Annotated in this window: 20 protein-coding genes and 1 pseudogene; 13 read left to right on the top strand and 8 right to left on the bottom strand. The window is 58.9% G+C overall.

Translation table 11 applies throughout. The features are described 5' to 3' along the window. Positions 1–110 precede the first annotated feature (110 nt). From NKJ84_RS31145 to NKJ84_RS31125, 5 genes are all read left to right on the top strand, one after another. On the top strand, positions 111–1,004 hold the full coding sequence (locus NKJ84_RS31145; protein ID WP_352509696.1) for an amidohydrolase family protein: 894 nt from the start codon (positions 111–113) through the stop codon (positions 1,002–1,004). Between the two features lie 35 nt (positions 1,005–1,039). Continuing rightward, entirely contained in the window at positions 1,040–1,792 is a 753-nt protein-coding gene (locus NKJ84_RS31140) for an SDR family NAD(P)-dependent oxidoreductase (RefSeq protein ID WP_352451781.1), read from the top strand. Between the two features lie 19 nt (positions 1,793–1,811). Further along, the gene (locus NKJ84_RS31135; protein WP_502904058.1) at positions 1,812–2,651 is read left to right on the top strand and encodes a transketolase; all 840 of its coding nucleotides are present in this window, start codon (positions 1,812–1,814) and stop codon (positions 2,649–2,651) included. Beyond that, complete coding sequence (locus tag NKJ84_RS31130; protein WP_502904057.1) at positions 2,648–3,670, top strand: transketolase family protein; 1,023 nt, start codon at positions 2,648–2,650, stop codon at positions 3,668–3,670. The genes NKJ84_RS31135 and NKJ84_RS31130 overlap by 4 nt, the downstream gene beginning before the upstream one ends. Positions 3,671–5,239: 1,569 nt before the next feature. Further along, positions 5,240–5,755 carry a hypothetical protein gene (locus tag NKJ84_RS31125; RefSeq protein ID WP_352509691.1) on the top strand — a complete coding sequence of 172 codons (516 nt, stop codon included), beginning with the start codon at positions 5,240–5,242 and terminating at the stop codon, positions 5,753–5,755. Here NKJ84_RS31125 and NKJ84_RS31120 read toward each other — a convergent pair. Next, a complete protein-coding gene (locus NKJ84_RS31120; protein ID WP_352509690.1) occupies positions 5,749–6,024 on the bottom strand; it encodes a DUF2285 domain-containing protein in 276 nt (91 codons plus the stop codon). The two genes, NKJ84_RS31125 and NKJ84_RS31120, sit on opposite strands and share 7 nt — an antisense overlap. A gap of 313 nt (positions 6,025–6,337) precedes the next feature. Between NKJ84_RS31120 and NKJ84_RS31115 the strand changes: the two genes are divergently transcribed. Next, complete coding sequence (locus NKJ84_RS31115; RefSeq protein ID WP_352509689.1) at positions 6,338–6,604, top strand: hypothetical protein; 267 nt, start codon at positions 6,338–6,340, stop codon at positions 6,602–6,604. 189 nt (positions 6,605–6,793) lie between these two features. Continuing rightward, positions 6,794–6,982 carry a hypothetical protein gene (locus NKJ84_RS31110; RefSeq protein WP_023722438.1) on the top strand — a complete coding sequence of 63 codons (189 nt, stop codon included), beginning with the start codon at positions 6,794–6,796 and terminating at the stop codon, positions 6,980–6,982. Positions 6,983–6,989: 7 nt separating this feature from the next. Here the strand turns inward: NKJ84_RS31110 and NKJ84_RS31105 are convergent, their stop codons facing one another. Then, the gene (locus NKJ84_RS31105; protein ID WP_352509694.1) at positions 6,990–7,715 is read right to left on the bottom strand and encodes an SGNH/GDSL hydrolase family protein; all 726 of its coding nucleotides are present in this window, start codon (positions 7,713–7,715) and stop codon (positions 6,990–6,992) included. Positions 7,716–7,851: 136 nt separating this feature from the next. Beyond that, positions 7,852–8,775 carry a hypothetical protein gene (locus NKJ84_RS31100; RefSeq protein ID WP_352509688.1) on the bottom strand — a complete coding sequence of 308 codons (924 nt, stop codon included), beginning with the start codon at positions 8,773–8,775 and terminating at the stop codon, positions 7,852–7,854. A gap of 129 nt (positions 8,776–8,904) precedes the next feature. Here NKJ84_RS31100 and NKJ84_RS31095 point away from each other — a divergent pair, with 129 nt between their 5' ends. Together NKJ84_RS31095 and NKJ84_RS31090 are read left to right on the top strand one after the other, a co-directional pair. Continuing rightward, positions 8,905–9,183: a hypothetical protein gene (locus tag NKJ84_RS31095; protein ID WP_352509687.1), complete on the top strand. Its 279-nt coding sequence runs from the start codon at positions 8,905–8,907 to the stop codon at positions 9,181–9,183. 144 nt (positions 9,184–9,327) lie between these two features. After that, positions 9,328–9,534, top strand: coding sequence for a hypothetical protein (locus NKJ84_RS31090; protein WP_352506248.1), 207 nt, complete (start codon positions 9,328–9,330; stop codon positions 9,532–9,534). 677 nt (positions 9,535–10,211) lie between these two features. Here the strand turns inward: NKJ84_RS31090 and NKJ84_RS31085 are convergent. From NKJ84_RS31085 to NKJ84_RS31065, 5 genes and pseudogenes are all read right to left on the bottom strand, one after another. Beyond that, the gene (locus NKJ84_RS31085) at positions 10,212–10,853 is read right to left on the bottom strand and encodes a hypothetical protein (protein WP_352509686.1); all 642 of its coding nucleotides are present in this window, start codon (positions 10,851–10,853) and stop codon (positions 10,212–10,214) included. 104 nt (positions 10,854–10,957) lie between these two features. Continuing rightward, the gene (locus NKJ84_RS31080) at positions 10,958–11,194 is read right to left on the bottom strand and encodes a DUF2442 domain-containing protein (RefSeq protein WP_352509685.1); all 237 of its coding nucleotides are present in this window, start codon (positions 11,192–11,194) and stop codon (positions 10,958–10,960) included. A gap of 401 nt (positions 11,195–11,595) precedes the next feature. Beyond that, complete coding sequence (locus tag NKJ84_RS31075) at positions 11,596–11,700, bottom strand: DUF982 domain-containing protein (RefSeq protein ID WP_352509683.1); 105 nt, start codon at positions 11,698–11,700, stop codon at positions 11,596–11,598. 399 nt (positions 11,701–12,099) lie between these two features. Beyond that, positions 12,100–12,402 (bottom strand): DUF982 domain-containing protein, encoded by a 303-nt coding sequence (locus tag NKJ84_RS31070; protein WP_352509682.1) that lies wholly within the window; start codon positions 12,400–12,402, stop codon positions 12,100–12,102. Between the two features lie 701 nt (positions 12,403–13,103). Next, positions 13,104–13,256 (bottom strand): annotated as a pseudogene (locus tag NKJ84_RS31065) (IS110 family transposase); the annotation flags it as partial. 906 nt (positions 13,257–14,162) lie between these two features. Here NKJ84_RS31065 and NKJ84_RS31055 point away from each other — a divergent pair. The 4 genes from NKJ84_RS31055 (at position 14,163) to NKJ84_RS31040 (ending at position 18,313) form a co-directional block, all read left to right on the top strand. Next, positions 14,163–15,074 carry a DMT family transporter gene (locus tag NKJ84_RS31055; protein ID WP_352509681.1) on the top strand — a complete coding sequence of 304 codons (912 nt, stop codon included), beginning with the start codon at positions 14,163–14,165 and terminating at the stop codon, positions 15,072–15,074. Positions 15,075–15,077: 3 nt separating this feature from the next. Further along, on the top strand, positions 15,078–16,319 hold the full coding sequence (locus NKJ84_RS31050; protein ID WP_352509680.1) for an argininosuccinate synthase-related protein: 1,242 nt from the start codon (positions 15,078–15,080) through the stop codon (positions 16,317–16,319). Further along, a complete protein-coding gene (locus NKJ84_RS31045) occupies positions 16,316–17,059 on the top strand; it encodes a 2OG-Fe dioxygenase family protein (RefSeq protein ID WP_352509679.1) in 744 nt (247 codons plus the stop codon). Before NKJ84_RS31050 ends, NKJ84_RS31045 begins: the two co-directional genes overlap by 4 nt. 645 nt (positions 17,060–17,704) lie before the next feature. Further along, a complete protein-coding gene (locus tag NKJ84_RS31040) occupies positions 17,705–18,313 on the top strand; it encodes a hypothetical protein (protein ID WP_352509697.1) in 609 nt (202 codons plus the stop codon). Positions 18,314–18,397: the final 84 nt, after the last annotated feature.

Genomic DNA, 18,397 nt, shown 5'->3' with positions numbered 1-18,397 from the left:
GGCGGGTTTTTTTTAAACAACCCTCTCACCCCCCCACCCAACCCCCCCCCCCCCAACCGCCCGCGGGGGGGGGCGGGGGGGCTCCAGACCTCAAGCAAGGAGTCCCGACCGTGGCCGAGCTGCCGTTCATCGATCCGCACCATCATTTGTGGGATCTGGAGGCCAATTATTATCCGTGGCTGACCGACGGGGTTAAGCCGTCAGCCTTCGGTGACTACGAGGCGATCCGAAAAAGTTACCTTCTCGAGGACTATCTTGAGGACGGCAAGAACCAGAACCTCGTAAAATCGGTGCACCTGGATGTGGGGTTCGATCCCAGCGATCCGGTTGGGGAGACGCGCTGGCTGCAGGAGATCGCCGACAAGCGGGGGTTTCCCCACGGCATCGTCGGCTATGCCGACCTGTCTAGACCCGATGTTGGCGAGCTCCTCGACCGCCACATGGAATATCCGAACTTCCGCGGCATTCGGCAGTCGATGAACTACCATGCCGACGCCGCCAAGACCTATCAGGCGCGGCCGGAGGTGAGCCGGACACCCGAATGGCGGCGTGGTTTCCGGGAGCTGGCGAAGCGACGGCTGAGCTTCGACCTGCAGCTCTACTATCCCCAGATGGGCGAGTTCCTCGAACTCGCGCGCGACTTTCCCGACGTCCAGATCATTCTCAATCACACCGGCATGCAGGTCGACGGCGCCGAGCATTTTGGCGCCTGGAAAAAAGGCATGCACCAGTTGGCGCAAGCGCCGAACGTCGCCTGCAAAATCTCGGGCCTCGGCATGGGCGACTGGACTTGGACCACGGCCTCGATTCGTCCTTATGTCGAGGAGGCGATCGCAGCCTTCGGCGTCGGCCGCTCGATGTTCGCGACGAACTTCCCCGTCGACAAGCTGTTCTCGAGCCTCGACGCCATTTTGAACGCCTTCAAGGAAATTACGATCGCCCACCCGCACGAGGAGCGGCTCGCGCTGTTCCATGACAACGCTGCCCGGTTCTACCGACTTTAGATCACCGGCAAAGAGAAATAGCAGGAGAGTTCGACATGTTGCTGAAGGGCAAGGCCGTGGTGATTTCAGGGGCCGCGAGCCCTCGGGGGATAGGCCGCTCCACGGCAACGCTGATGGCGGAGCAAGGCGCGCGCATTGCTATTCTTGACCTCGATGAGCAACAGGCCCGTGACGCCGCCGAGTCGCTTGGGCCCGAGCACATTGGCCTCGCCTGTAACGTCGCCGACCTCGATGCGTGCAAGAGGGCTGCTGCCGAAGTGGCCGAAGCCTTCGGCAAGGTCGACGTGCTGTGCAACATTGCCGGGATCACGCAGCCCGCAAAGACACTGGATATCGGCCCGGCTGACTGGGACCGCATGCTCGATGTCAACCTACGCGGCGTGCTCTATCTCAGTCAGGCATTCATCCCGAACATGCGCGAAAATGGCGGCGGCTCGATCATCTGCATGTCGTCGGTTTCGGCCCAGCGCGGCGGCGGCATCTTCGGTGGCCCGCACTATTCGGCTGCCAAGGCGGGTGTTCTGGGGCTTGCCAAGGCCATGGCGCGCGAATTCGGGCCCGACCGCATCCGCGTCAACTGTGTCACACCGGGCCTGATCCAGACCGACATCACTGGGGGCAAACTGACCGACGCCATGCGCGCCGACATCATCAAGGGGATCCCGCTCAGCCGGCTGGGCGACGCACGCGACGTCGCCGGCGCCTATCTCTTTCTGGCGTCCGATCTGGCCAGCTACATCACCGGCGCCGTGATCGACGTCAACGGTGGGATGCTGATCCATGGCTGAGAGGACACCGGATCTTGAGATGCCTCGCGCCGGCAGCAATGTCAGCCTGGCCGAACGAGCCTATCGTATCCGCCGACATGCCGTCCGGATGGGTCAAGTCCAGGGCCAAGGTTACGTCGGACAGGCGCTGGGTATCGCCGACGTGCTTGCCGTCGCCTATTTCCATGCGCTTCACTACCGGCCGGACGACACGCTGTGGGAGGGACGCGACCGCTTCCTGCTGTCGATCGGACACTACGCCATCGCGCTCTACGCGGCGCTGATCGAAGCGGGCGTGCTGCCGGAGGAAGAGCTCGAGACCTATGGCAGCGACGATAGCCGCATGCCGATGTCCGGCATGGCGGCATACACGCCCGGCATAGAGATCACCGGCGGCTCGCTCGGTCACGGCCTTGGCATCGCTGTCGGTATGTGCATGGGGCTGAGGCGCAAGCAGAGCGACAGTTTCGTCTATAACCTCCTGTCCGACGGCGAACTCGGCGAGGGTTCGACCTGGGAAGCGGCGATGTCGGCGGCCCACCACAAGCTCGACAATCTCATTGCCATCGTCGACTTCAATAACCAGCAGGCCGACGGTCCATCGACGGCCATGCTTTCCTCCGAGCCGGTGACAGACAAGTTCGAGGCGTTCGGCTGGCACGCGCAGCGCGTCGACGGCAACGACATCGAAGCGGTCCGCGTGACCTTCGACCTGGCGCGCGGGCTGAAGGAGCCTCGTCCACGTGTGATCGTCTGCGATACCCGCATGGCCAAGGGTGTGCCGTTCCTGGAAACCCGCGACATCACGCATTTCATCCGCGTCGAACCGCATGAATGGGCGCTGGCGCTCGAAGCTTTGGAAAAGGGACGTCCGCAGTGAGGCTGTCAAAATTCGCGCCGCGCCACGCCGCCAACGCCGGTGAGCGCAAGACCACATCGGCGATGATCGCCTCGATCGCGCCCGATGGCGTGCCAACACGCAATGCGCCGTTCGGGCACACACTGGCCAGATTGGCGCACCAGCGGCCCGGGATCGTTGGACTGACGGCGGACCTCGCGAAATACACCGATCTCCATGTCTTCGCGCAAGAGCATCCGGACCGCTTCTATCAGATGGGCATGGCGGAGCAGGTGCTGATGAGCGCCGCCGCCGGCTTGGCGCGGGAGGGTTTTACGCCCTTCGCCACCACCTACGCCGTCTTCGCATCGCGACGTGCCTACGATTTCATCTGCATGGCGATCGCCGAGGAGAGACTCAATGTGAAGATCGTCTGCGCCTTACCGGGGCTGACGACCGGCTACGGCCCCAGCCACCAGGCGACGGAGGACATCGCGATCTTCCGCGGGATGCCGAACCTGACGATCATCGACCCTTGCGACGCGCTCGACATCGAACAGGCCACGGAGGCGATCGCGGACTACAACGGGCCGGTCTACATGCGGCTTTTGCGCGGCAAGGTCCCTGTCGTGCTCGACGAGTACGATTACACATTCCAAATCGGCAAGGCACGCCTGTTGCGCGAGGGCGCGGACGTATTGTTCATTTCCAGCGGCCTGATGACCATGCGCGCGCTGGAGGCGGCGAAGGCGCTTGAAGCCGACAGGATCGGCTGCGCCGTTCTGCACGTTCCGACGATCAAACCTCTGGATACGGAGACGATACTTGCCGCGGCGCGCCGTCCGGGACGGCTAATGATAGTGACCGAGAACCACACCATCATCGGTGGGCTGGGCGAAGGCGTTGCCGCGCTGCTGATGCGCGAGAGAGTGACCCCAGTCTTTCGCCAGATCGCCCTGCCCGACGAGTTCCTCGACGCTGGCGCGCTGCCGACGCTTCACGATCGCTACGGGATCTCAACTTCCGAGCTCGTGCGCCGCGTCCGCATTTGGAGCGAATGAGAAGTAAGAGCTCTCCCCATGCAACAGTTGAGCCATCGACTTGAACTGTGAGCTGGCTAACCCCGCCGCGGTTGTCGCGCTCGTCACAGCATTGTGGACTAAGGACCTGGGCTTCCCTGATGCCTGTCAATCGGGCACATCCTGCGCGGCACTGATTGAGCACCGGCCTCCTGTTCAGATGCGGCTGGACGAGCTGTCCTCCAGTGGTAAGGAGAGAACTTCCTAGGATCTTGAACACACATCGAGGGCATTCGAGGACTTGGTGTCAGGCCCCCTGGTGCCGGTCTCCCGCGAGTTCGACGTAAGCAAGTTTCGGGATGTTGGCTCGTCTGTCCTTCGCGGCATATGGACCGGCGCGCGGCTCGCCTGTTCTCGGAACGGGTGTCACGGCACCGGTTTGGTCGAAGGTTGGTGGCGCGAAGCGAAAGAAGCTGGCCGCAACTACCTCGCCCGCCAGCAGGGCGACGCCGTCCTGGCCGCCGCCGGCTACAACTTCTCGCTCCTGCTCCGGTAGCGGAAGGCTCTTTTGGGGCTACTCATCGCCGCCCTCAAAACCAGCCGAAGGAGCTCGAAGCCTGACGGCCGATTACGGACATCTGCTGTTCGAGCAGGCAATCCCGAGCGACAACGGTGTCGTTGACGAACTGCGGCCTCATTTCGAGTCCGCCCATCTCGACGAACGGGAAGTGTATCATCGTACATCAGGATCGACTTCCATCCTGCGCCAACGGGCCCAGACTCCGGTATCATGCAGAGGTGGAAAGCTCATCTTCGATCTGGCTCGCGATCCGGCTCGCGTTCGTGAGGTTTCCCTGCGCCACCGGTCGCCGGGCTGAAGCGTCAGGATATCGGCGAAGACGCGGCATTCTTGAGCGTCCAGCTTGGGCGCGAGCCAAAGAGTAAATTCGGATCGCAGCAATGTTACGATCGCAAGCGATGACACTCGGTTCGTAGGCCCAACTTTGATCAATCGCGGCCGGGCGCCAATCTTTCACCGCACGTCCCCGAGCGCGCGCATGCAGTGCCTCCCAGCATTTGTCGGCCGGCGAGCAACGAATTTGCCCTGCAGTGGATGACATTTAGCTGGCCAATCTGCTTGCGGTGATCGATGCGGGGGCAGCATTGTTGGGGTTTGCACGAAATCCGCGTCGCACTGAGCCGGCATCAGCCGCCCCGATCTCGCCAAGCAACAAGGACAGGCCGCACCTAACCCAAGGCCACCGAAGCGGCACGGACGTTCAGTCGATGTTTACCATTCGCTATTATCTTTCGCGAAGCGGCAAGGTTCTGAGTACCGCGCAAGTCAAAGGGCCTGCTCCAGACAATGGGGCGGGCCTTTTTGCGTCACTTAGGAGAACGGACTCCAACGAATTGCCGGTTAGCTGAAAAATAGGCCCCAGGCTGTGAAACGTCGAACGTGGCTGGGTTGTTGGTGCATCCGCAATCGGTTGGAAGGCAGGCCCCATTCTCGCGATACTCTGCCAGCGTCAGGGCTGGGCCAGCGGTAGGTTAGGGCGTCACGACCCGCAACATGGCGGCTTCATAGACGAACGAAACACGATTTCGTCCATGTTGTTTCGCTTCAAAAAGGCACCGTCCGGCAGTGCGAAGGACATCCTGAGCATCTGCATTGGGAGAAATTTCCGCGCCTCCAATGCTGACAGTCACTTTCACGCCATGAGAGCGCGTTTAATTAAGTTGGGGTCAATTCGTGGCAGCAGGGTTCGTGCTATGAAGAAGGGACCGGTTCCCAACCGCGGCGAGGCACTTGCCTTCATCAGTGCCAGTCTCAAAGAACTGGAGGCACTGCGCGGCGGGTCTCGTGTATTGTCGCGTCGACTGACCGGTGCGCTTGATGCGCATGGTGGATGCGGTGGCTTCACCTGGGTGACCGCGAGCCCCATCGATGTTTCCTGGCCCAGGGAACCAAAACCTTTAACCGGTGCGAAGAAAAGGCATGACGTCGGCGCGAAAAAACAGCCGGACGGTCACTCCCTCCGCCAGATGCCGTTGATTTCATTAAACCTTTTGTCGGCATCTTCTTGCGGCCCCAATTTCGGCCCTAACGGACAGACTCGTCAGTGAGTCGTGGGGCTCGGGAGGAACTTGTACCCTTCCTTGAGAATCCACCGGGCGCGGGCGAGATGAGTTTCCCAGGCTCGGTGCGCCCGCTTCGGTTCCTTCTCGGGATCGATATGCAGCACAGTCCTGGCAACCACGCGCCAATCCTCGTCGTCATAGGCGGCGTCCAGCAGCCACATATACATGGCGACGCGTTTATTGTCGTATGGGGTGAGGTAGGGCTCGCTTGGCGCTTCGTCCGCGACCTCGGCATCCGGAAGCGGGCTGACCACTACGCCGCCTTTTTCGGGTCGCCGATGACGCGCGCCGGCAGATACGCTGGAGCCGGGGGCGGCAGCAAAAAATTGTTGTCAGCTGCAGTGCTCATGCGCGCAATATACATTGCGAATAGTGCCCATTCAACGCTGCGATCAAGATGGACGCGGCACGAGTCTTGCACGGCGCTCAACACGGCGAAGACCAAAGAAAACCGCGTGCGCTCCCTCGGCCATATCAATCGATTTTATCCGACGTGTCACATCCGCGTGATCTAGCGACACCTAATGAAAGCGGCTAAGGGGGACCGTGGTTCGGGGAAAAATTCTTATGAACAGCCAAAAAGACGCAGAGCGTATCCGTGCCGAAATGTCGATCGCACAGGCGATTTACGACGCCATTTGCGAGATGAACGGATCTTCGTACAGGCAAGACAAAGTACCTTTGCGGTGGGATACTTCGTCAGGCACACCGTTGAGCCTGATGAGTATTGACGGCTTTTTCGAGGGAACTGGCCCGGCGGATAGCGTCGAAGATCGACACGCCTGCGCTCATCAGTCTCAAAAGCCACACCGCGCAGCCGTCGAAAAAGATTGACTTCCACTAGGGTAGATTTGCCATCGCCGTGAAAAGGTTGCTCGAGATCACGTCGAGGATGGCATCCACCTGGCCCGTGGCGCGGTTGTCGCGCTGGTCGACGCCATCCGCGCCTGCGAGGTCAGTGACGCTTGCGCCGACCCAAGCACGCGCGCATTCTGCCCCGAACCAAAAACTGGGGAGGGCCGAATGTTCGAAATCGGAAGAGATTACCGCATCACCATGATTGTAGCGGTTCCGGGCGACTGGAGCGACGAAACTGGCGTCTGGACGGTCGCGGAAGTTGATGGGACGCTAGTGAAACTCACCAATCCCTACACCCCGGACACGATCATTAACACGGCGTCATGGCATTTCGTCCGCGCCGAGATTGTCTAGGCGCAACTTAGAAGTTGTCGAACAGCCCCGCCGCCATCATGCCGCCGATCAGGTCCTGTCCAAGATTGTTGGGGTGAGTTCCGTCTCCAGGACCCATCCAATGAACGTAGTTGAACTGGTTGATGATGAAGCGGCGGTACAGATCGACCACTGGCACCCTGTTTAGGGCGCAGACCTCAAGCATGGCGTTGGCGTAGTCGATCAGCTGGCTTCCGGCTCCTCCCGCAGTGCCGTCCAGCGTCCGCCATATCGGCGTCGTGAAGATGAGCTTCAGGTTCGGCCGGGCGGTCATGATCGTCTGGATGCCGTAGTTGATGGCTCCCTTGAAGGTCGCCCCGGTTATGTCCGCATTGGTGCCGATGGGGCACGTCGGGCCGGCGCCGGTGAAGTCGTTGGTGCCGAACGAGGGGATCAGGTAATCCAGCAGGCTGTAATCCACCGATGCCATGCGCGCTGCAATCGCTGGAAAGGTGCCTCCGATGACCGTTGCTGCGGCTATCTGTTGGGAAAAATCACCGGAGGCAATGGCATCGGCCAGCCGGTAAAACGAGAACTTGTCATAGTTCGCAGCATGGTTGGCCATGCGGGTACCGCCGCCGCCGCAGTTGGTGATCGTCATGCCGGTGCGCTGGGCAATCTTGGCGGTCGGCGTGATGCCCGGCCAGATGACACTTTCGATGATGCTGTCGCCGAAGTGCGCACCGATCTTGCCGGCGAACTGCGAGGCCGGCACGGAGGCAACGTCCTTGGCCAGTTTGTCAAACCGGCCATGGTTATCGATCAGCCGGCCCGGTGCCTTCTGGATGGCCCAGCCGGGAAGGTAGGCATCCGCGGCCAAGGCCCCTGTCGGAAGGATGCGGAGCTGGTGATTAAGGCCGTAGGTAACGTCGTTCTGGGTGACCACGATGGGCAGCGAAATATACGTCAGGCCATTGACCGTTTTGGTTATCTGAACGGTCTGGGTCACCCCGGACGACACCGGAATGTAGTGGATGAACTGGATGGACTGGGCACTCCCCGCCATGAAGGCGAAGATACACCAGACAGTTTCTCCCACCGTCAACCCTGCTTCGGCTACGGGCGTCTTGATGTCGTGCAGCGTGGCCGGCCGGCAGCTTGATGGCCTTGGTGCCGAAGGGCGAGCCTGCCGGCGCGTTGACCAGAACAGGAGGAAACCCGCCAGCCGATGCTCCGATCAGGGGGTTGCCAGCATAGTCGTTGGTGACGCCGCTGGCCGCAATGCGGAAGAACGGGTCGATGTTAAGTTTCGGGTGCGCATCCTCCGCCACCATGGCCGCAGATTGGAGAGCCCCGCCGATGTAGGTCAGGCGTGACTTGGCCTTCTGGACAGCCCAGCCGAGCACGAACAGGCCATTCGCACCGACGCCGGCAGCGATGTTGAGCCGAACCAGCAGGCTCGTGCCAAACGTGACATCGTTCTGGGTCGGCGTGACGGTCAGCCCAACGCTCATGTAGCCCAGCCCGCCCGCCACTGCCGGATTGACCGTGTTGCTCTCGTTGTGCGCCACCCCGGATGACACCGCGATGCTGCCGATGATCTGAAGGCTTTGTGCGGCGATCAGATCAACGATGATTTCAACGGGTTCACCAACCCGCGGGCCGAGGTCGGCAGCGGACACTTTGAGGTCCAAAAGCGTCGCCCCGACCGACAGAGACAAGGCGCCACGCCTGTCGTTCAATTTTGGCGAGGTGATATTCGGAAACGGCTTCGTGTCGGCGAGGGTGCGGCATCCCGCAGAATAGGAATATATTCCGCATGCCGTCAAGCACATAGACTTCGTCCTGCCCTCAGCGCCTGCTCGCCGCGGGCATTTTGGGGGGAAGCATGAATCAAGTTACGTGCGTTTGTAGCCATCAGCGTTTTGTCGGGCTGCGCTACTCGCCCAGCCGACATCAAGCCCATGCTGGTTTCGTCCAGCGTATACGCGGGCAAGTCCTGCAGCCAGTTGGAAGCCGAACTTTACCGAACGAGTTCCGACCTCGCGCCGATAATGGCCGTACAAGACAGAACCGCCCGCCGTGACGTGGACGGCGTGTTTTGGCTTGGGTTGCCGGTTGGCAGCATGATGCGACAACACGACATCAAGGCACGTGAAGCCAAGACCGGCGAGCTGAAGGGCAACATGAACGCGATCAACGCAGCCCGACGAAAGGGCGGCTGTGTTGTCGGCACTTTGTAAGCCGTTCCAACGTTAAAATTGTCGGCTTGCTTCCCGTCCCTCGCGACTGCGGGGTGGTCGTTTAATCGATTGACTCGCGTAATGCACCGGCAGTTAATCTCCCCGCCAGGGCAAAAAGACGGGCTATGAAACTGGGAGCAAACGATGACTGTCCAAAAAGAAGACTATCGAACCAACAGAGCCGACTACGCCACAGCTGCGATGCATAGCCGAGCGACCGCTGAGGGCGATCGTGATGATTTGGTGGCGAGGAAAAAGTCCCTGTGGGTAACAGATCGGCGATCTGCAAAATTGGCTGCAAACCCGTCAGAAAGCTCGCCAGAACCCAAGGCAAAAGCGCGCGGTAAGTGAATCGTGCCAGCCACTTTCTTACCGCCGCGTACTTCGTTCGCATGGTTCAAGTACATTAGATTTGTCTAATGTACCAACCAGCCAGTCGAGCATTCCCGAACGCTCGCTGGTCAGGCCCAGCGGCCGCCCCCTAACCCAAGCTGCTGGGCCGCCCGCTAAGGAAGTGCGTTGTATCACTGATACGGTCGTCGGTGACCCCCCTCCGTACCGCGGCCGTGATCGCAACCACGTCACCGATGCCAACGCCCCGCATCGTACCACTCAAACGAATGGCCTGGATGCGTTAGTATCCATTCTCGGGAGACCCACGCATGGGTGTCGCTTGGGAGACAAGTGACTCCCCTTTAAAGGCGTCGAGATGCTACGAGCGCCGAAAAGTCAGTTCCTTAGACCTAAAGATCGGGCGATTTGCCAGCGGGTTGTCGACCAGATAACCGCCGACGCTAAATGGTACAGCACTTCGATAGACGGTCAGATTCTGGCCTCGACCACGCTGAATCTCTTTCAATCAGGGGTCGTAAACGAAACGAATTTGCTGGCACATGTTCGCGCGCGGCGCCACGACTTCACTAAACTGACAGGCTAGCTCCACCCGGGCGGAAACAGCGCGTTTCAGCAAATCGTGAATTGACCTGCATCCATGGAAGCCGGTTGGCGGCACGGCAGTTGGCTGAAGATCAAGAGCTACATGGTGGAAGAATATGACTTGCTCGGCGGGTGGACCGGCCGCTGCGATATTTGCTGTCGCGGCGGCCAACACACCCAAGTGGCCGGCTGCTGTCATGCGACCACAGAGCCGCCACGTCAGCCAGCCCAAGATGGCCAATAGGACGAACGACCTTGTAATATCGCTTCATTCGTCCTCCCGAGCGCCGCGCTTCTTTTCCACAAGCGTTTCGGCTCGTGGAGCAATGACTTGTCGAAAGATCCGCGCGCAAACTGTTCATACCGGCTCTTGCCGGTGCTGCCGGAGGTACCGAGCAGCACCGCGAGATCGGGATGCAGGACTTCCCGGCTTCCGCGCGGCAGCGCCAGCGGGCGTCTACCCGTCTGCAGATGATTTCGGGCGAATAGTCGGCGACGAAGTCGTCCAGAGCCGATGCGTTGCAGGGCGGGATCAATGCGACGGCGTGCCTGCCGTGCATGGCTGCCAGATAGGAGATGACCGCGTGTTCCGTCGGCTCGGCTGCTACCGCGACCAACTTTTTCTCCGGTCCGAACTCGGCTGCCACCGCTGTGACACGTAGCGCAAGATCGCGGTAGGTGATCGGCGTGCGGCCGGGAAAGATCAGCGCCGGACGATCGCCGTGTTCGTCCAAGCGTCGGGTTAACCCCATTCCCCTGATCTCCGTCAATCTGAAAGGCTTATTGCACCCATCAGTGCAGGCGGGGACGCCGCTATCACGTTTGTTGACTGATCGCATCAACTTTCACGGATGTGTTCGCGCGCGAGCGGAGGCATTGGTTGCGACCATGCCCATGTCATCGAGCAACTTTGGCACGAGGCCGGCCAACAGCGGGAGCCCGCGATTCTCTTGGCACGTTGGCAACGCTTGGAGCCGAACACACCTTGCAGCAGCGCCGGCACATCCACATCGGCATCGAGCTGCGGCCAGTGCAGGCCAAGGCCGGTCGGGCTAATCCCGCTCTCGGTGGACAAGGCTCAGAAGAGCCGACATGGGATGAATCGGTTTGTCGAGGGCGAGGATCGCCGGCAAGCGACACTCTTTCCCGAGTGCCTAGACGTTTACGTGATGCAGGACAATCCGGTCCGACTCATCGAAGTCTTCATCGAGAACTCGACCTCGGCGCCGTCGGCTTTGCCGGGTCGTGCTGGAAGCGACCAGCGGCCTGCCTATCATCCGAGGCCGATCCTGCGAAGCCAGTTGCTGCGCCGTCTGTGTGGAGACCCGCTCCGGGGCACAAGCCGCGCGAACTCCCTTCTCCTTTCCGTCAATATATCGCAGTGCCCCTCTTCGCGGCGAACGGCTGCTCGACGCTGAAGCCGAACGGCGTGCTCGAACCTGGGCATAGCCAACCGATATCGCGCGGCTTCATTTTTTAGTCACTGCGCAGGATTTTTGCTTCGAGCGCGGCTGCGACGAAAGCTCTTCGTGCAGCTGGTGGATGAGCCTCGCCACGCAATACTTGCCGACAGGCGTCCATCGGTATCTTCCGTTTCTCGGTCGACGACTAAGATCACGGAGCAAGATAGCGGCCGCGTCATTGACGTCGAACACGATACGCTCCGATCTGTGACGGCTAACCTTAATAACCATTGGCCGCTCAAATCTGCTCAAGCCGATCATCTCTCCGCCTCCTCTACGGCAACAGGCCTCGGTCGCACTTCTTTGCCAGCCGAATGGTTCCGCTGCATCTTCGTCGCTGGACTTGGCACTAGCCTAGCGACCGAGTGCAGTGGGTCTGGTTATGATGGGGGTTGCGCGAGATCTGCCGTTTTGCTGTTGATTTTGAGAAGCTTTTGCTTTCGGCGAACTGTGAAATCTCGACACAGTGCCCTCCTTGGCGTGCTACCCGCGCCAGCCTCGCACATTTCGCGTACGCCTACACTTTCACTTTTCCACTGCCCGACTTGCAGGCAGCGAGCCACTGCATCGCGGAGGTTGCATCTTCCAATATAGCGGCCCGTTTCGCAAAGCCGAAAAAGGCATTGCGCGCTGCGCTTACAGGTATTCGCTCGTCGTATGCATCATAGCACGCCTTGAGGGCGGCTTCGTGGATCAAGTCTCTGCGGTTTCCTGGCCACTCGTTGAGGAAATCGATGGCGTCGGCCAGGCTGGCAATCTCTTGCACGATGTACGTTGCACGCTTAACGAAAACTGGGCTGCGGAAAGCATCAGGGTTCATTCGTTCCTCCCGACCTGCTGAATACCTACTTTGCGTGATGAGCCGCCTCATCGACATCCGCCGAGCATTGCAGAATGTGTTGTCAGAGCGATGACGGTTTAAGAGGAAGGCAGCGGGTCGTAGTCCTCTGGTGCAGTCTTCGGAGGGGAGCTTGAGAGTCACGGTTTGGCAGCCCATCACCTCGGGCCATTGGGCAAAGATCTGCACGCTGACTCGAGCGTGGCTTGGCAGTCTATTTGGGCGCTCACATGCCAATGCGGCTTCGCACCCGCGATCGGTCAAAGTTCTCCTGTTGGTCGCTATTCGCTGAAGGAAGCCTCGACATTACCGACACGAGCGCGGGCGGTCGGCAGACCGCCGGTCGGTGGTACTCCGCATGCAGCGCCGTCGCCTTCTCCGAGAAACGTCCTCTGTGGATGGCTCCCGCGATGCAAGAGGTAATTGGACGTTACGGCGCGTTGGGCGGGTGCAGTCTTCTGTCCGGCCTGTTGATGCAGCCATCCGAGACTGCTGGCCCTGATGGGACCGGCGAACTGGATCTCAATCTGCCTATCAGGCTATGGTGCTCGGACATTCGACGGGTTGTCCCTGTTCCCGGCCTGACCAGTCTCGCCATCACATCGCGTCGCTCTCACAACCTACTGGTAGCCGATCGATCGGCCCGCCTGTTCTCTGTCCTAAAATTTATCTTCTTCGCAACCTTACACCGCAAGGTTCGCGGCATGACGAGCTTGAGGTCTCGCGCGTACCATGATCGCCCAGACCACACGGGCCATCTTGTTCGCCATGGCCACACTCGCCAAGCGCACGGGTTTCCTGGCGAGCAACGCGACAAGCCGAGGATCCGCTGCCGCCCCTCGAGTTTTGCGAAGGTGTCGGCCCGAGCCAGGCGGGGAACTCCCGACCCGTGCGGGTGCGACGGCAGTCGGCCACGAAGCGACGGGCAATATCCTCGTTCGACACTGCCAAGTCGGCTTCCCGAAACAGCCATTCCTTCAGTTCGCGCGCACCGCCCGGAGAAAGTACGAAGCTGTACAGCGTCCGCAACTACGGCAAGGTGCTCGTGCCGCGCGCGCGTAGTCAACGAGATCGTCGGTATGTAGGCCAAGCTGCATCGGGGCGAGGCTTAGAGACCGCGCCGAGGTCGTTCGGGCCGCTCTGCGAGCCGGAAGCCGCCTCGCCCTTCGACTTTTCATTTGCGACAGGCCCTGATGAATTGCCAAGCCGGGCTGCAGCGGGAAACCTGTCAGGATAACAGGATCACAGCGTTCGGTTGCATGCCCGGCAGTCGGACTCATTGTCGGCCTTCTGACAATGTTGGGTATGAAACACTGCACTATCAAAGCGATCGTGTTGTCTAAAAATGGTTTTCTGGATTGGCACGGCATTTGCTTTGCTGAATCACAAATACCTACGGCACGAACCTGCAGGAGTTCCTCCATGAACAGCCTCAGGCAGTCGCTACAGCAAGATCTGTGCATGCGAATCCGCCCTCCGGTTGCAATCGGAATGGGCCGAGCTTGTAACCAAACACTCCCCCTACTGCATGTGGGGACGCCAAAATCTCGCGACGCGGGCCACGACTGGACAAAAAGCCGCTCGATCGTCCCGCCGCTTAATGAAGTCCAGTGGTGGGACATCGATGAGCGCCTCGCGGAAGGCCGGACAGTTCCGCGATACCAACGTTATAGGGACGGCCTAATCTGTTTTGACTCGTTCTGCACAGTAGGATGGGTGGCTAGCACAAAGGATACTTGAACGTGGACGTTTTCGAACGTGCTTCAATACCTGCGAGGAGGTCACTGACCTCATCCTTCTCGGCCGACCTGGCCGTACTGGGTGCCGCATTCGTTTGGGGCGCGAGCTATCCGGTCGCGAAAAGCGCACTATTCTATGCGCCGGTTTTGATCCTCATTCTTTATCGTTTCCTGATTACCACGATCTTTATGGCAGTGGTGGCAAGACATGAGATCGCGTCGATCTCTTGGGGCGATTGCATCCGTGGCCTCGTATTGGGGACAATACTTTTTTCAATTTTTATTGCTGAAACTTACGGTGTTGCATCAACAAGCGCAATGAATACGGCCTTGATCATTTCGCTTTGTGTAATTTTCACGCCGATCATTGACTATGGGCTATCGGGGCGACTTCCACCTCCGGGCATATTGGCAAGTGCCGCCATATCCTGCATCGGTGTCGGCCTTCTCACTGGCGGGATCGGCAAGTTCAGTCCGGGTGACGCGCTTGTGCTGGGGGCTGCGATTCTGCGAGCAATTATGGTCGTTTCCACCAAACGCCTTCTGGCCGGCCGGCAGATTTCGTCTGCGGCACTGACGGCCATCCAGGGATCGGCGGTGGCAACACTCACTTTCGTTTTAGCCGTGGGTCAATTCGGAATCTACGGCCTTATTGTGAAGGCCCCCCTTCAGTTTTGGGGCGCCGTCGCCTTCCTTTCACTCTTCTGCACGATCGCTGCATTCTACATTCAAAACGCCGCGGTCAGAAAATCCACGCCGACACGGGTTGGCTTGCTGATGGGAACAGAACCCTTTTTTGGTTTCGTCCTCGCGCACCTTCTCCTGACAGAATCTTTGACCGCAACGGGCTTGATAGGTGCCGGCCTCATCCTCGCCGGAACCTTTTCCGGCATCTTTTTTGAGAGCAGGACCTGACAAATGAACCCCGTCTCAACTTCGATCAAACCATCTACCGGCGGCATTTTGAGTTTCGAAGATCTGGAGGCTTTTCGGGACCGAAACGCACCAGTTGCAACCATGTTCAGCGGCGGTCTCGACAGCACCTACCTTCTCTACAAGCTGCAAAGCCTTGGCTTTTCGAATATTGAAGCTGTCGCGGCCGATGTCGGAACTTCCATCGATAAGCCTTTGCTGGAACAGACGGCAGCCAGGTTCGGCGCGCGCTTTGTCTGTCTCGAAGGGCGGGAAGCTTTTGTCGAACAAGGCGTGAAACCCGCCATTCGGGCCCACGCCAAGTACCTTGGTAACTATCCGTTAAGCAGTTCCTTGAGCCGTCCCGTAATCGCCTCGTTGATTGTTGATCATGCAACATCAATCGGCTCACGGCTGCTTCTTCATACAGCAAGTCTTTCGCAGAATAGTCTTCCGCGCCTTAACAATAGCATCAAGCGCTCGGGATTTTCCGGCAACTTCGGCAGTCCGTATGAATGCTCGGTGATTTCCCGGCAGCAGAAGGCCGCCGCCCTCTCTAAGTTCGGACTGACTTTTGTGACGGACCGCACCTGGAGCGGAGACGAAAACCTCTGGTGCCGGGAATTCGAGTCTGGACCTTTGGAAGATCCCGAGAACTTTTCTATCCCGGAAGAGGCATTTGATTGGACGCGCAACACTGCCGCAGAGCAGCCGGTAGAGATCAAACTCGGGTTTATCGACGGAAATCTCGTGTCAATTGATGACCGTGATGTTGCACTGATCGACACAATCCCGCTCCTGAATAAAACAGTTGGCAAATTCGGACACGGCCGCTTTGTCGGGCTCGAACACATCTCAACCGGTGAAAAGGTTCTCGAAGTCCGCGAGGCCCCCGCAGCGGCCATCATCATGGACGCGCTGCGGCACCTCGAAACCGCTTCCCTTGGCGTCGGATCAATCGTGTTGAAGGAAGGGCTAGAGCAAGCCTGGTCCCAGGAGGCGGTTTCAGGTGAATGGGGCAGTACTATTCACAAGATGTGCGAACGGGCCATAGCGTCCGCGCTCGAGGGCGTCAGCGGGAGCGTCAGCTACATAGTCGATAATACGCGCTTTTTACCTCGGTCCATCATAGCCAGCACGCCGAAATACATTACGGACCGCCACCTTTGGGAACACCAAGCCGCGAGCCACCAAGCGTCCTTTAAAACTTCCCCCTCGCTAAATTACCAAGACGGGAGACACCCATGAAAAAGGTCGCACCCCAGGCGCTATGCAGCCTCAGTCAAGAATGCACTGATCATCTGGTCACGAATGGATGGTGGTTTTCCAGAGGTAAGCGCACCGAAGCCGGCTTCGGCATCGAAATTGATGCTGGCTGGAAGAACTTTGCTGACCACTGGAATCGATTGCTTCTCGATGAATACATGCGTGACGGCGGGACCTATCGCTACCGGCGCTATGGCGCGTTTGAATATGACGCAGTTGACGGAATTTTTCGGCTCCTGCCGCATGCCCCTTATGAGCAATCGAAAGCCATCAACCACTTGAATGGCGGCTTCAAGCGCTACTTCGAGCCCTTTGAACAATCGTTTATAGATCATCCTGTCTTAAACAAGATTCTGACAGGTTTCTGCAGAATTCTATGTCAAACCGCTGGACATGATCGTTGGGATATTAAGCTCCATCCCTACCGGATTGTTGCACGCGACGGTGTAAACGGCAAACCAGCACCCGAGGGCCTTCATCAGGACGGGGTGGATTTCATCGTTTCTTACATGATCGGGCGGGTTAACGTGACCGGCGGTATGAGCACGATTACTGATGCCTCAAAGCGGTTCCTCGGCGATGTCGAAATGAACCTTCCAACTGATTTTGTGATTTGCAACGATCGCAAGACGTTTCATGATGTATCACCGATCGTAACCGAAAATCCGAAAATGCCGTTCGCATATCGTGATGTCCTTGTCATCGCCTTCGAGAAACTATGAATCAAGTCTTGAACCTCAGCACGTTGCGACCAATAGCGAGATCGCTGTCCATACCTGTGGGAATTCTTGAGGCAGAGTCGGACAACGGACGCCGCCTGATCAGTCGGATAATCTGCAATGGGTGGAAGACCGCTCTTGTGATGTTACGTTTGCGGCTGATAGTCGTCGCTTGATTCCGTTGGACGCGAATGCCTTCTGGCGCAGTACCGCCAAGAGAATTCTCGTCCACTGTCCGAGTCAGGAACTGCACACGGGCTCGCCGAACAGGAAGTTGGAACGCTTCGTCATGCTGTCTTAGGCGATATAGCCGCCCGGAGTGCTGCGACACGTGCACGATAGCATTGGCTCGCGAGGATGGATTGCTAACGGCGAACCCATGCTGGTCGGCAAGGCGATACTGGCTGGAGCATCAACTCGGCCGACGAGAGTGGCCCACCATCCTAGGCAGGATCGGCCGACATGGCCGGCATCGTGAGCCGCTCTGAAAAGAGCACAGCGGGCATTCAGACGCTGCCGGGTTGACTATGGGTGTCGGAACCGCAAAAAGGGACCGCTCTTCATGAGTGGCGTGCGCCGGCAGTCTAACCCCAAGCCCCCCGCCCAGGCTGCCGGCGCGCTTCTAGACTATTGGTTGGATTCTAACACTTGGTGCCCGCGTTTGACGGCGGCGATGATTTTGTCGGGGTCAGCGGTCCAAGAGAAGGGTTTGCGATCGGATTGCAGAAGCCTACGCGTCTGATCCGATCGTCTCATATGGACTTTGCGCCCGTGAGGGCCATCGGCCTTTTGGACACCTTGGGCTACGACGGATACAATTATGACCATGTTTTAGAGCAGATACTTGCAAAGCCGGATGAGACGACACGGTGGGCAGAGCTAGCGAAGAACAAGGACCAGCCCGTCTTCATCCTCCAGCCCCCAGTGCCAACCGACTCGACTTTGCGAGCGACGAGCGCCTTTAAGAATATCGCGCGGATTAAGTTCCGGAACTTTAATTCATCCGAAATCAGCCGTCTAACTGCCAGCGAAGCCTACGAACAGGTTGTTTCCTCGTTTGGTGTCATCGCTTTTTTGGAGGGTGATAGCGAGGAGGCACTGCGGAACAATCAGCGTGCAGCTTTCATCTACGGGATCGCTCGCGGCCGCAATATTCCGGCACTGCTGATCACGCACCAGAAATCTGCGCTCCCTCTGGATCTTCGTGATCAGGCCGCACGATGGTGGAGACTGGGAGATCTAGAGCACGTCCTGTGATCGATGAATCGATTGTGATGTGACGGCTGCGTTTTGTGCTGATTCAACATCCACCTCGATGGAGGTGGACGATGGGAAGAGCAT

This window comes from Mesorhizobium sp. M0048, from assembly GCF_040323405.1.
GTDB lineage: Bacteria > Pseudomonadota > Alphaproteobacteria > Rhizobiales > Rhizobiaceae > Mesorhizobium.
This window is presented reverse-complemented; position numbering and strand designations above follow the sequence as displayed.

Excerpts from the sequence above, each read along its gene's own strand:
- NKJ84_RS31050 (WP_352509680.1), top strand. The coding sequence starts at position 15,078 with ATGAACCCCGTCTCAACTTCGATCAAACCATCTACCGGCGGCATTTTG.
- NKJ84_RS31095 (WP_352509687.1), top strand. The coding sequence starts at position 8,905 with ATGCTGGTTTCGTCCAGCGTATACGCGGGCAAGTCCTGCAGCCAGTTG.
- NKJ84_RS31125 (WP_352509691.1), top strand. The coding sequence starts at position 5,240 with ATGTTGTTTCGCTTCAAAAAGGCACCGTCCGGCAGTGCGAAGGACATC.
- NKJ84_RS31070 (WP_352509682.1), bottom strand. The coding sequence starts at position 12,402 with ATGAACCCTGATGCTTTCCGCAGCCCAGTTTTCGTTAAGCGTGCAACG.
- NKJ84_RS31110 (WP_023722438.1), top strand. The coding sequence starts at position 6,794 with ATGTTCGAAATCGGAAGAGATTACCGCATCACCATGATTGTAGCGGTT.
- NKJ84_RS31140 (WP_352451781.1), top strand. The coding sequence starts at position 1,040 with ATGTTGCTGAAGGGCAAGGCCGTGGTGATTTCAGGGGCCGCGAGCCCT.
- NKJ84_RS31100 (WP_352509688.1), bottom strand. The coding sequence starts at position 8,775 with ATGTGCTTGACGGCATGCGGAATATATTCCTATTCTGCGGGATGCCGC.
- NKJ84_RS31135 (WP_502904058.1), top strand. The coding sequence starts at position 1,812 with ATGCCTCGCGCCGGCAGCAATGTCAGCCTGGCCGAACGAGCCTATCGT.
- NKJ84_RS31090 (WP_352506248.1), top strand. The coding sequence starts at position 9,328 with ATGACTGTCCAAAAAGAAGACTATCGAACCAACAGAGCCGACTACGCC.
- NKJ84_RS31115 (WP_352509689.1), top strand. The coding sequence starts at position 6,338 with ATGAACAGCCAAAAAGACGCAGAGCGTATCCGTGCCGAAATGTCGATC.
- NKJ84_RS31075 (WP_352509683.1), bottom strand. The coding sequence starts at position 11,700 with ATGGACGCCTGTCGGCAAGTATTGCGTGGCGAGGCTCATCCACCAGCT.
- NKJ84_RS31045 (WP_352509679.1), top strand. The coding sequence starts at position 16,316 with ATGAAAAAGGTCGCACCCCAGGCGCTATGCAGCCTCAGTCAAGAATGC.